This is a genomic window from Rhizobium sp. Root1220, assembly GCF_001426265.1.
Lineage (GTDB): Bacteria > Pseudomonadota > Alphaproteobacteria > Rhizobiales > Rhizobiaceae > Rhizobium.
In genome coordinates this window covers 161874-174463 of record NZ_LMDG01000012.1, presented here as the reverse complement: position 1 = coordinate 174463, position 12590 = coordinate 161874, and the positions used below count along the sequence as shown (strand labels likewise).

General features: G+C 59.5%; 13 protein-coding genes. 9 read left to right on the top strand and 4 right to left on the bottom strand.

From position 1 onward, the window contains the following. Nucleotides 1-103: 103 nt before the first annotated feature. Nucleotides 104-553, bottom strand: a complete 450-nt coding sequence (locus ASC90_RS10170; RefSeq protein WP_056539167.1) for a helix-turn-helix transcriptional regulator — start codon at nt 551-553, stop codon at nt 104-106. 436 nt (nt 554-989) lie between these two features. On the opposite strand from ASC90_RS10170, the gene ASC90_RS10165 reads away from it, so the two are divergent. Then, entirely contained in the window at nt 990-1187 is a 198-nt protein-coding gene (locus ASC90_RS10165; RefSeq protein WP_056539165.1) for a hypothetical protein, read from the top strand. Nucleotides 1188-1400: 213 nt separating this feature from the next. Here the strand turns inward: ASC90_RS10165 and ASC90_RS10160 are convergent, their stop codons facing one another. Next, complete coding sequence (locus tag ASC90_RS10160) at nt 1401-2093, bottom strand: GntR family transcriptional regulator (protein WP_056540189.1); 693 nt, start codon at nt 2091-2093, stop codon at nt 1401-1403. Nucleotides 2094-2415: 322 nt separating this feature from the next. On the opposite strand from ASC90_RS10160, the gene ASC90_RS10155 reads away from it, so the two are divergent. The 8 genes from ASC90_RS10155 to atzF all read left to right on the top strand — a co-directional run bounded on the left by ASC90_RS10155 (nt 2416) and on the right by atzF (nt 10949). Further along, nucleotides 2416-3540 (top strand): BMP family ABC transporter substrate-binding protein, encoded by a 1125-nt coding sequence (locus ASC90_RS10155; RefSeq protein WP_056539162.1) that lies wholly within the window; start codon nt 2416-2418, stop codon nt 3538-3540. A 20-nt stretch (nt 3541-3560) separates the two neighbouring features. Beyond that, nucleotides 3561-4688: an ABC transporter permease gene (locus ASC90_RS10150; RefSeq protein WP_056539159.1), complete on the top strand. Its 1128-nt coding sequence runs from the start codon at nt 3561-3563 to the stop codon at nt 4686-4688. Beyond that, nucleotides 4688-5614 (top strand): ABC transporter permease, encoded by a 927-nt coding sequence (locus ASC90_RS10145; RefSeq protein WP_056540186.1) that lies wholly within the window; start codon nt 4688-4690, stop codon nt 5612-5614. Before ASC90_RS10150 ends, ASC90_RS10145 begins: the two co-directional genes overlap by 1 nt. Before the next feature lie 119 nt (nt 5615-5733). Next, nucleotides 5734-6435 carry an isochorismatase family cysteine hydrolase gene (locus ASC90_RS10140; protein ID WP_056539156.1) on the top strand — a complete coding sequence of 234 codons (702 nt, stop codon included), beginning with the start codon at nt 5734-5736 and terminating at the stop codon, nt 6433-6435. A 129-nt stretch (nt 6436-6564) separates the two neighbouring features. After that, nucleotides 6565-8115, top strand: coding sequence for an ABC transporter ATP-binding protein (locus ASC90_RS10135; protein ID WP_056539153.1), 1551 nt, complete (start codon nt 6565-6567; stop codon nt 8113-8115). Then, nucleotides 8112-8780: an isochorismatase family cysteine hydrolase gene (locus ASC90_RS10130; protein ID WP_056539150.1), complete on the top strand. Its 669-nt coding sequence runs from the start codon at nt 8112-8114 to the stop codon at nt 8778-8780. Before ASC90_RS10135 ends, ASC90_RS10130 begins: the two co-directional genes overlap by 4 nt. Beyond that, nucleotides 8773-9126: a cupin domain-containing protein gene (locus ASC90_RS10125; RefSeq protein ID WP_056539147.1), complete on the top strand. Its 354-nt coding sequence runs from the start codon at nt 8773-8775 to the stop codon at nt 9124-9126. Before ASC90_RS10130 ends, ASC90_RS10125 begins: the two co-directional genes overlap by 8 nt. Further along, the gene (gene atzF, locus ASC90_RS10120) at nt 9123-10949 is read left to right on the top strand and encodes an allophanate hydrolase (RefSeq protein WP_056539145.1); all 1827 of its coding nucleotides are present in this window, start codon (nt 9123-9125) and stop codon (nt 10947-10949) included. Before ASC90_RS10125 ends, atzF begins: the two co-directional genes overlap by 4 nt. Before the next feature lie 8 nt (nt 10950-10957). On the opposite strand, the gene ASC90_RS10115 is transcribed toward atzF, so the two are convergent. Both ASC90_RS10115 and ASC90_RS10110 read right to left on the bottom strand, forming a co-directional pair. Then, nucleotides 10958-11800 (bottom strand): MBL fold metallo-hydrolase, encoded by an 843-nt coding sequence (locus ASC90_RS10115; RefSeq protein ID WP_056539140.1) that lies wholly within the window; start codon nt 11798-11800, stop codon nt 10958-10960. A 4-nt stretch (nt 11801-11804) separates the two neighbouring features. Then, a complete protein-coding gene (locus ASC90_RS10110) occupies nt 11805-12587 on the bottom strand; it encodes a TatD family hydrolase (protein WP_056539137.1) in 783 nt (260 codons plus the stop codon). Nucleotides 12588-12590 lie beyond the last annotated feature (3 nt).

Genomic DNA, 12590 nt, shown 5'->3' with positions numbered 1-12590 from the left:
GTCCAGGGCAGCGCCTCAGCTCGTGACAGCAAAATTCGGCATCGACCACTCTCTCCCTCTGGTGGTGTAAGTGATTTCCTCGGCTGGCCGTAGGTCCGAGACGCTAGACGCCTACGCCGGCTCCCGTCTGATCCCAGTGATCGCTTTCGCTCCCAACCGCGCCGCTTGGCGAACCAAGGCTTCTGGCAAGAGCAAGCAGCTTCTGACGAACGTTGGCGTCTTCGATCGCGAGAAACGCCTTGCTGAGCGCAAGCCCCTCCTTTGACGTCATGAAAAGCGCCACCTCATCTGTTTCGGCCTTGGCCCCAGCCTCTCGTGACAAGCCGGGCTCACTCTCGAAAAAGAAGCCAACAGGCACGCCGAAAATCTCTGCGATCAGTTGAAGTCTACTCGCGCCAATCCTGTTCACTCCCTTTTCGTATTTCTGAATCTGCTGGAAGGTGATGCCGAGAGAATCAGCCAAACTGGCTTGGCTCATGCCGATAACCTTGCGCCGGAGTCTGACACGGCTGCCCACGTAGACATCAATGGCGTTCGTAGATTTGGCTTTCATGGCGTTCCTCGCCTATCCCGAATTGCAATGCGCAAAGCATAATGATGCGTTCAACGCAAAATGCAACCAAAAGTATCTTCGGAAAAAGACTATATCACCGATGCAGCGGCAAGTTACATGCGCGCAAATGTTCCTCACCGCCATGGGGTAATCGGTTGCAAGCGATATACTTGCTATTACAGCTCACCACCACGCTGCAACTCTTCAAAAATGCTACTCCTACGCGTGTCACGTCCATTTCACGCAACTTTTTTTGCTTTGCCGCTATACTCCAGGGTGAGAGGTGGGACGCAGTGGTCAAGGCGACGCGTCACAACCGCATTGGCGTAGCAAAATTGCTGTCGCCCACATGAATTGTGGCGGCGTCGTTCCAGAGGCCGCAAGCTCAATGCGCATTACCTGCAATAGCCTGCCATTGAATTGGAGATGGAGCGTCATGGAATCACCTTCCATACAAATCAGTCACGCCGATAGGCTGTCTGCGTGCCGCCAGAAGATCGAAGACGCCGTTCACCAGATAATCTTTGGGGACGGCCAAGTCGAATTCTCACCGGCTGAGATCGCTATGGCGATTGCCGACATTGCTGACGACTATATCCTCACGGTGGCGAAGAAGCACTCCGCGACGCACTAGCCGACGGTCAGCGCGATAAACAGCCAGCGAGCATCCGGATGGTTCTTAGTCGTGGAAACAATCGACGTTCGCTCCGCGATCGTGCGGTTGATCCGCTCGCGAAGCGTTTCCAGATAAAAGCCCTCGGAGTGGTCATACCTTGCGTTGCGAGACGCGATAAAACTTTAGAGCAACTACAAAAAACCTTATATACCAATCAGATATATTGATATGTTAAACCCGCCCAGCAATTCCAACCTTGACCGAAGCGAAGACGATGCTGGCGTCGCTGACGATCGCAACATGTGAATAGGCAGCTTGGCCTGCCGCCGCGGCATCGCCGCGCATGATTGCTGTCACGATCGCGTCGTGCTCGTCGTAGGATTTCGCCAGCCGCCCTGACAGCCTGAACTGCGCGCGCCGGAACGGTGCCAACCGGGCGCGGGTTTGCGTGACCAGTTCGTAGATGTGGTCGTTGTGTCCGCCACGATAAAGCCGGGTATGGAATTCGGTATTGTGCGCTGCATAGTCCTCGTCCGCACCGGCATGGACGAGCTTGGCGGAAGCCCGGTGCGCCATTTCCAGCACGCGCCTTTCTTCGACAGTCATCCGTTCGGCGGACAGCCTGGCACAGATGGCTTCCAGTTCCGACATCGCCTCGAACATGGAATGCAGATAAGCCTCGGTGACGTTCGCGACGACGGCGCTTCTGTTTGGTTCGCGATCGACCAGCCCCATGGCGCCCAACTCCCGAAGTGCCTCGCGTACCGGGGTCCGCGAAACGTCGAAGCGGAGAGCGAGGGAACCCTCATCCATTCTTTCGCCCGGGGACAGTCGGCCCGTTACGATCAGGTCTGCGATAGCCCGTACCATCTGTTCGACGGTCGTTCCTGGCCTTATCACCTGTCTGCGCCTGATCTGCTTCACGTGCCGAGTCCGTATCGTCGACTGCATGCAGATTCACATAACAATTGGGAAAGTCAAATAATTTGCTTCTTTTAACGTCTTAGCAGCACACATGAACGAACGACTGAAGCTAACTCTCCCCGACCATGTGACGGTTTTGTTCAAATATATACCAATGATTATTTTATCATCACACGCACCCAAAAACTGCATGCAGTTTACACACACCCCTCGGTGTCGATTTTTTTAATGTTTATAACCAGCGCCTTATGCCTTTGGCACAGTGATTGCATACACTTTGCTGTGACGTTTTTTTCAGGCCCTCGCCGCAAGGAGCATACAGATGACCAAACTCCTTTCCATGAACCGCCGCAATTTCCTGCAAGCCTCTGCCGCCAGCGCGCTCGCCATCACGCCCGGCCTCCTGACGAGCCGAGCGTTCGCCCAGACCGCGCTGACGGTTGGCTTTATCTATGTCGGACCCAAGGATGACTACGGGTACAATCAGGCGCATGCCGAGGGCGCTGCAGCCCTCAAGGCGTTGCCTGGCGTAACCATCGTCGAGGAAGAGAACGTGCCGGAGACGGTCGATGTCCAGAAGACAATGGAGTCGATGATCAACCTCGACGGCGCGACCCTGCTCTTCCCGACGTCCTTCGGCTATTTCGATCCGCACATGCTCGCCATGGCGGCAAAATATCCTGACATACAGTTCCGCCATTGCGGCGGCCTCTGGCAGGAGGGCAAGAACTCTGACAACACCGGCTCGTACTTCGGCTACATCGGCCAGGGCCAGTATCTGAACGGCGTAGCCGCGGGCTATGCGTCGAAGAGCAAGAAGATCGGCTTCGTCGCCGCCAAGCCGATCCCGCAGGTCCTACAGAACATCAATTCCTTCCTACTCGGAGCGCGCTCCATCGATCCGACCATCACCTGCCAGGTGATCTTCACCGGCGAGTGGTCGCTGGCCGTCAAGGAAGCGGAGGCCGCCAACGCGCTGATCGATCAGGGTGCCGACGTCATCACCTGCCATGTCGACAGCCCGAAGGTGGTGGTCGAGACGGGCGCCGGTCGTGGCGCCTTCATCTGCGGGTACCATGCGAACCAGAGCCCGCTTGCGCCGGAAAAATACCTGACCGGCGCCGAATGGGCCTGGGGTAACGTCTACTCCGACTTCGTCAAGAAGGCACAGGCGGGAGAAAAGCTCGGCAATTTCGTGCGCGGCGGCCTGAAGGACGGGTTTGTCAAGATGAGCCCACTCGGCTCTGCCGTCTCGACCGAGTCCCGTACCAAGTTCGACGCGACGCTCGCCGAAATGATGGCCGGCAAATTCTCCGTCTTCAAGGGGCCGATCAAGGACAACAAGGGCAACGTCGTGGTTGCGGCAGACAAGAGCCTTGCCGAAGACGCGATCGAACTCGAGAGCATGGACTACCTGGTCGAGGGCGTCGTCGGATCCACGGCTTAGGCCTTAAGGGAAGAAGCGTCATGACAGTCGAGGCGAACAATCCCGCAATCTCCATCGTTCCCGGGCGCTCCCTGCTCGGACCGGTTCTGGAATGGCTAGCACGACGGGCAGAACCTGTCGCGATCAGCTTCGGCGCGATCCTGATCGGTCTGGCGCTCTTCTCGGTTTTTATCATGGCGGTCGGCAAATCGCCGGCCGTCCTCTTCCAGCTGATGTACACCGGTGGCTTCGGTAGCTGGTTTTCCGTGCAGAACAGCCTTAGCCGTTCAGCCCCCCTCCTCCTGACTGCGCTCTGCGTTGCGCTGCCGGCCCGGCTCGGCCTCGTCATCATCGGTGGTGAAGGTGCCGTGGTCCTCGGCGGGGTCGCGGCCGCCGCCATCGCGCTGCCCTTTGTCGGCGTGCTGCCTGCCTTTTTCGTGCTGCTCCTGATGGCAGCGGCTGCGATGATCGCCGGCGGCATCTGGATCGGCCTTGCCGGCTTCCTCCGGCACTATCGCGGTGTCAACGAAACGATATCGTCCCTGCTTCTCGCCTATATCGCCATCGCTTTGATGAACCAGTTCGTCGAAGGGCCACTCCGCGATCCGGCCAGCCTCAACAAGCCATCGACCACCCCGCTGCCACCCGAATACATGCTCGGCAAGCTGCCCAGCATGGACGTGCACTGGGGTCTGGCCATCGGCATCGTCGCCTGCATCATCTCGTGGATACTGATCGAGGTAACCAGCTACGGCTTTGCCGCTCGCATCGCCGGCGGCAATGTTCGGGCCGCACAGATCCAGGGATTACCTGTCGGACGGCTGATTGTCGGCTTCACCGCCATTGCCGGCAGTTTCGCGGGACTTGCCGGGATGATCGAAGTCGCCGCGGTGCAAGGCAGTGCCAATGCCTCGCTGGCGGCGGGCTATGGCTACACGGGCATCCTCGTCGCTTTCCTCGCGCGACATAATCCACTCGCGATCATTCCCGTCGCCATCCTTCTTGGCGGCATCGATGCATCGGGTGGGCTCATCCAGCGTCGCATGGGTCTACCGGACGCCACCGTGCTTGTGCTGCAGGGCACGCTCTTCGTCGTCATCCTGTTTTGCGAAACCTTCTATGGCCGCTTCAAGATCTTCAATCCCGACCTCTGGAAAAGGAGCGCATGATGGACGAGACCGGCATCGGCATATGGGGCGTCCCGCTCGCCATCCTGGCAGGCGCGATCCGCGTCTCCACCCCGTTCATTTTCGTTAGCCTCGGCGAGACGATCACCGAACGGTCGGGTCGTATCAATCTCGGCCTGGAAGGTACACTCGTCGTCGGTGCGATGACTGCCTATGCAGTCGCGGTAATGAGCGGGTCCGCCTGGCTGGGCGTATTGGCGGCCATGGGCACCGGCGCCGTCTTCGGATTGGTTCACGGCTGGATCTGCAAATGGCCGAAGGTCAACGATATCGCAATCGGCATTGCCATGATGCAATTCGGGCTTGGGCTCGCCTTCTTCCTCGGTAAACCCTTCATCAAGCCGGTAGCGCCGCACCTACCGTCGATCCCGCTCGGATTCTGGTCCCGCCTGCCGCAGGTTCAGGCGGCGCTGAATATCAACGTGCTCTTCGTGATTGGCGCTTTGCTTGCCGTTGCGCTCTGGTGGGCGTTCAAGAACACGCGCGTAGGTTTGGTGCTGCGTGTCGTTGGCGATAGCACGGATGCGGCGCGCGCCATGGGCATCGATCCAGATCGCGTACGGCTGCTTGCCACTGCCGTGGGCGGTTCGCTCGCTGCTGTCGGTGGGGCTTATCTCTCCCTCTTTTATCCCGGCTCGTGGAATGAGGGGATTTCGTCCGGCCAGGGCCTGATGGCGGTCGCGCTGGTAATTTTTGCGCGCTGGAACCCCATCGGGTGCTTCCTCGCCGCGCTCCTCTTCGGGGGTGCAGGTGCGCTCGGCCCCGCCCTTCAATCGGTTGGCGTCACGCAGGGTTACTACCTGTTCTATGCAGCCCCATATGTCCTGACGCTCGCCATCCTGATTGCCACCTCCTCGCCCACGCGTTCGCTGTCTGGCGCGCCCGGCGCGTTGTCACTCACGAAGTAATGGGGATGGCATTGAACGGTCTTGGTGGCCTCAACAAGTCAGAGAACGGCGTCTACGACACACCCGTCAGGCGCGATGGCGAAGCATTCAAACTTGTGGGCGAATAGAGGAGACAGACCGTGGATATGATGACTGAAACCAAAGAGCGCTATGTCAGGGCTGACCCCTATCCTTGGCCCTATAACGGCTCGCTCCGACCTGACAACACTGCTCTGATCATCATCGACATGCAGACGGATTTCTGCGGCAAAGGTGGCTATGTCGACCATATGGGCTACGACCTGTCGCTGGTGCAGGCGCCGATCGAGCCGATCAAAAGGGTGCTGACGGTGTTGCGCGCCAAGGGCTATCACATCATCCACACCCGCGAAGGACACAGACCCGATCTCTCCGACCTGCCGGCCAACAAACGCTGGCGCTCGCAGCGCATCGGCGCCGGTATCGGCGATGCCGGCCCCTGCGGCCGCATCCTGGTGCGTGGCGAACCGGGGTGGGATATCATTCCGGAGCTTTATCCCCTTGAAGGCGAAGTGATCATCGACAAGCCGGGCAAGGGCTCCTTCTGCGCCACCGACCTGGAACTTATCCTGAACCAGAAGCGTATCGAGAACATCATCCTGACGGGCATCACCACCGATGTCTGCGTCTCGACGACCATGCGCGAGGCCAACGACCGCGGCTTCGAATGCCTGCTGCTGGAAGACTGCTGCGGCGCCACCGATTACGGCAACCACCTCGCCGCCATCCAGATGGTGAAGATGCAAGGTGGCGTCTTCGGTTCCGTCTCCAGTTCCACCGCTCTGGTGGAGGCGCTCCCCTGACGCCATCGCTGCGCGCCCATCTCGCTGGAAACGTTGGCAAGCCCAATCTGTGCGGATCGGGTAGCGCCGAGCATCTGAAGCTGCCCCGTGGCGGTCCTGTGGCAATCATCGTCAAAAAGGAGATATGAAGTGAGCATCGTACGCGACACGGCTCTTCCGCAGGCCGGTAAGGCCGTCGGCATCCAGACACTCGACATGACGATGCGCTTCGGCAGCTTCACGGCGCTCGAGCGCGTCTCGGTCAACATTCCGGCCGGAACGTTCCACGCGCTGCTCGGTGAAAATGGCGCCGGCAAATCCACTCTGGTGAAATGTATCATGGGTTTCTATCAGCAGACCTCAGGATCGCTGTCGGTGGATGGCCGCGAGGTCGCAGTCGCCTCGCCCAAGGATGCCGCCACCTATGGACTGGGCATGGTCTATCAGCACTTCACGTTGGTGCCGTCGCTGACGGGCGCGGAGAACCTCGTCATCAGCCGTGCAGCGGTCCCTGCAATCATCAATTGGGCAAAGGAGCGCAAGAATCTCGCATCCTTCATGCAGGGGATGCCCTTCAAGATCCCGCTCGACCGACCGGTGAGCGAACTGGCGGCCGGCGAAAAGCAAAAGCTGGAGATCGTCAAGCAGCTCTACCTCGGCCGCTCTTTCCTCGTGCTCGATGAGCCGACCTCGGTGCTGACGCCGGCAGAAGCGGACGAGATGCTGGGACTGGTGCGCGGAATGACGCAGCGTGGCGAACTTACGGTGTTGATGATCTCGCACAAGTTCCACGAAGTCACCAGGTTCGCCGATGCCGTATCGATCCTGCGGCGTGGCAAGCTGGTCGGCAGCGGCAATGTCGGCGAGCTGTCGACAGCAGAGATGGCCTCGATGATGATAGGCGACGTGAAGCTCGCGGAGCTGGATACGCGGGTGCCGGTATCGAAGACTGCGAAATCGGTGCTCAGGGTCGAGCAGGTGAAGGCTCCCGACCGGTCAGGGCTGAAGACCATCGAAATCGAAACCCTCACGGTTCGCTCCGGCGAGATCGTCGGTATTGCCGGCATCTCCGGCAACGGACAGAAGGAGCTGACAGAGATTTTAGCCGGTCAAAGGCCGACGGATGCAGGGACTGTTACGGTGAACGGTGGGTCCTATGGCGCGACCCGCCATGAAACCCGCAAGAACCACGTTCGCTTCATCCCCGAAGAGCCGTTGCAGAACGCCTGCGCGCCGAAGATGACGGTCAGCGAGAACCTTGCCTTCCGGACCTTCGACGTCAGGGCGGACGGCAAGGATGCGATCTGGCTGAGCAAGGGCAAGATGAAAAAGCGGGCGACGGATCTCATCGCCGATTTCAAGGTGAAAGCCGCTTCGTCTTCGTCACCGATCGCCGCGCTTTCCGGCGGCAATGTGCAACGAGCCGTGCTGGCACGCGAATTGACCGGTGAGGTCGACCTGTTGATTGTCTCCAACCCTTGCTTCGGTCTCGACTTCTCCGCAGTCGCCGAAATAAGGGCACGCATCATGAGGGCACGCAATTCGGGCGCGGCGGTATTGCTGCTATCGGAGGACCTCGACGAACTGTTGGAAATGTCCGATCGCATCATGGTCATCTCGGGCGGAAAGCTTGTCTATGAAACCCCCGCGCGCACGGCTGACATTTCGGTGATCGGCGAGCATCTGGCAGGACATCACTGATGGAGATCAATGCACAACCCTTCGCGTTTCCAACCCGACGGCACGAGCTGGCACTCATTGTCATCGACATGCAGCGTGATTTCGCTGAACCCGGCGGTTTCGGGGCCAGCCTTGGCAACGACGTCGACCGCGTCACGAGAATCATCCCCGACGTCAAGCGGCTTCTCCAGGGGTTCCGCGACGCGGGACTACCCGTCATTCATACGATGGAATGCCACAGGCCGGACCTTTCCGATCTACCGCCCGCCAAGCGCAATCGCGGTAATCCCAGCCTTCGGATCGGCGACGATGGCCCGATGGGTCGGATCCTGATTGCCGGTGAACCGGGTACAGCAATCCTGCGAGAACTGGCACCGATCGATGGCGAGGTCGTCATCGAGAAGCCGGGCAAGGGCGCATTTTATGCGACGGAACTTGGTGACGTTCTCAAGCAGAGCGGCGTAAGCCAATTGGTATTTGCAGGCGTCACCACGGAAGTCTGCGTGCAGACGACGATGCGCGAAGCCAATGATCGCGGCTACGAATGCCTGCTCGCCGAAGAGGCCACGGAGAGCTATTTTCCGGAATTCAAGGAGGCAGCGATCGCAATGATCCGCGCGCAGGGTGCGATCGTTGGATGGACGGCGCACGTGGACGATATTCTGGAGGTTATCGGGCATGCCTGAAACGAAGCGCGAACTGTTGACGTCAGGAGGCTGGAAAGACTTGCCATTCGAGCCATTCCGGGGTGATGTCACCATTCACTGGATCAAGCCGTTCGAAGGCGACCAGCCTGGGGTAGCGCTGCTGAAATATCAGGCTGGTGCAACCGTTCCCCGCCACCGCCATGAGGGTCTGGAGACCATTCTCGTCCTGAAAGGAACGCAATCGGACGAAGCGGGCGATTACGGCGAGGGCAGCTATGTTGTGAATGCGGCCGGAACTGAGCATTCGGTCTGGAGTGATGCGGGCTGCGTCGTGCTTATCCAGTGGGACCGGCCGGTGAAGATAATCGAAGAGGAAACAGCATGACCGGCGGACCGGCATTCGATATCACATCCCTGCATTCCTTCTACATCAACGGCGGCACGGTCGCCGAGATCATCGAGACCATATTTGCGCGCATCGCCGAGGTCGACGATCCGGGCATCTTCCTCCACCTGACCGACAGGAAGGGGCTCCTGGAGCAGGCCGCTGCGCTCGGGGCCTTCGATGCGGCGGCAAAGCCGCTTTGGGGCATTCCCTTTGCCGTCAAGGATAACATCGACGTCGCCGGTATGCCGACAACAGCTGCCTGTCCCGACTACGGCTACTTTCCGGACGTTGACGCAACGGTCGTGCGCCTGCTCAGGGAGGCCGGAGCGCTGGTCGTCGGGAAAACAAATCTAGACCAGTTCGCCACCGGCCTTGTCGGTGTCCGATCGCCCTATCCGATCCCGCGTAACGCAATCGATGCTAAGCTCGTGCCTGGCGGCTCGAGTTCCGGATCCGCGGTCGCGACGGCCCAAGGCATTGTCAGCTTTGCATTGGGCACCGACACGGCGGGTTCCGGACGAATTCCTGCCGGGCTCAACAACATTGTCGGGTTAAAGCCTACCCTCGGCGCACTGTCGACGACGGGCGTCATTCCCGCCTGCCGGACGCTCGATTGCGTCTCCATCTTCGCCCTGACTGTCGAGGACAGCTGGAGGGTGTTCGGTGTGGCGGCGCGTTACGATCAGACGGACGCCTACTCCAAGGCTATCCTTGCAACTGGCTTTGGCGCTGTGCCGCCGGTCCTCACCATCGGGGTTCCGGCAACGAGCGATCGCCAGTTCTTCGGAGATGCGGTCATGGAGGCTGCCTACGAGAACGCCCTGACGACGCTCACGCGGCTTGGTCACCGGCTCGTCGAAGTGCCATTTGGCGATTTCTACAAGGTTGCCAACCTTCTCTATGAAGGCGCGTGGGTGGCTGAGCGATATGCGGCGGTGAAGGACTTCTTCGATACCCGGGAAGAGAGCTTTCATCCGGTTACGCGCAAGATCTATGGCAGCGCCAGAACGCTGACGGCTGCCGATGCTTTCAACGGACTCTACACACTGGCGGCACTGAAGCAGACGCTCCAGCCGCTGATTGCGTCGGTCGATCTGTTTTGTGTGCCAACAGCGCCGAGCCACTATACGCTCTCAGATCTTGCCGCCGAGCCTATCCGGGAGAATTCCCGTCTCGGGACCTATACGAACTTCGTCAATCTTCTTGATATGTGCGGCATCGCCGTGCCGACCGGCAAACGTACCGATGGCCTGCCGGCGAGCGTCACGTTGCTCGCGTCCGCCGGAAGGGACGCCGTGACGGCATCGCTGGCTCGCGACATCCATCAGGTTGCCGACGTGACGCTGGGCGCCACAGCTTGGCCACTGCCACCCTCAACGACGACCGCAAGAACAGGTGACGAAGCGCTGATCGATCTTGTCGTGGTGGGGGCGCATCTCTCGGGCATGCAGTTGAACACCCAGTTGCGCGATCTCAACGCTCGGTTTTGCCGCGCGACACAGACATCAAATGCCTACCGGCTTTACGCCCTCGCCGGCCAGGTTCCGGCGAAACCCGGAATGATCCGTGTCGACGTCGGCAAGGGCGGCAGGATCGACGTCGAAGTCTGGCAGTTGGCACCAGCGGCATTCGGGGCATTTGTCGCGGCAATTCCTTCCCCGCTCAGCATCGGTACGATCCAGCTTTCCGATGGTACCACCGCAAAGGGATTCCTGGTCGAAGCCACAGCGATCGCAGGAGCGATCGACATCACGGAATATGGCGGCTGGCGCAACTACGTCTCATCGAGGCAAGAAGGATTGGCTCGCGGCACGGGCTGACGTACCACTCACGCAGCGCCGACACCCCTATGCGATTGCGGCCAGTCAACCTCGAAAGTCATCTGGTCATAAGCCGGAACAACGTGATCCGGCGTCTCTGCCATCACGGTGTCGTAGTCGAGCGGCGTATGCATGTGGGTGAGAATCGCCTTCCTCGGTTTCAATCGCTCGATCCAATCGAGCGATTGTTCCAGCGACAGGTGGCTCGGGTGATACCGGTATTGAAGGGCATCAATCACAAGCACGTCCAGCGCCTCAAGTTTTGATACAGTTTCTGGTGGAAAGTCACTGATATCGCTACAATAAGCTACGTCACCTATCCTGAAACCCAATGAAATAATATCGCCATGCTGCTGTGCATGCGGCTCAAACGAAATCGTCCCGCCGCCGCCACTGATCCGCAACGGCACGCCTATGTCTTCGATGATCTTTGGTTCGACGATGGGCGGATAGTTGCTTCCCGGAGGCGTTTCCATGCAATAGGCGAAACCGCGGCGTATGCTGTCCATGGTGCTCTGTGTCGCATAGATCGGCACGCGCTGCTGCGAACCAAAATAATAGCCGCGCAGATCATCGAGACCATGAATGTGATCCGCATGCGCATGCGTATAGAGTACGGCGTCGACGTGCTTGACACCGGCTGTGACCATCTGCGCTCGGAAATCCGGGCCGGTGTCGATGACGACCGTGGTGACGCCACCGTTGTCGTCATATTGCTGCACCATGAACGATGCGCGCGTGCGGCGGTTCTTGGGATTGGTCGGATCGCATGCGCCCCAGTCACCGGTGATGCGGGGCACGCCCGGCGACGACGAACAGCCGAGAATGGTGAAACGCCGCCGGTAACCCACTGCGTCAGATCCTCGGCATCTTCGAGAAACAACGGAAGGCGTTGTCGGTCGTGATCCGAGCGATTTCAGCGTAGCTGAGGCCAAGCGTGTCGGCGAGGACCTCGGCGGTGTTGACCACGTAGGATGGCTCGTTCCGCTTGCCGCGCCATCGTTTCGGCGCGAGGTAGGGTGCGTCGGTCTCGACCAGTAGCCGGTCGTGCGGGATCGTCTTGGCTATATCGCGTAGTTCGTCAGACTTCGGGAACGTCAGGATGCCCGAAAAGGAGAGGTAGCCACCGAGTTCCACGCCCGTTCGTGCGAGTTCCGGGCCGGCCGAAAAGCAATGCAAGATGAAAGGAAAAACGCCCTTCGCCGTTTCCTCGGTCAGGATTTCAGCCATGTCCTCATCGGCGCTGCGGCTGTGGATGACCAATGGCAGGCTTGTTTCACGGGCCGCCGCGATATGCCGGCGAAAACCGGTCTTCTGATCTTCCGGTGTCTGCGTATCGTAGAAGTAATCGAGACCAGCCTCGCCTATCGCGACGATCTTCTCATGGGCGTCGGCGAACCGGACAAGGTCTTCGGTCTGGATGTCGAGCTCTTCATTCGCGCTGTTTGGATGCGTGCCCACGGAACAGAAGACAGAAGGATATTTCTCGGTAATGGCCAGTAGCCCGTCCAGCTTGCGAACGCGCGTCGAGATCGTCACCATCTGCCTGACACCGGAATCATGGGCGCGCTTGACGATCTCGTCACGCTCCTGGTCGAAGTCGGCAAAATCCAGATGGCAATGCGTATCGATGAGCATGGA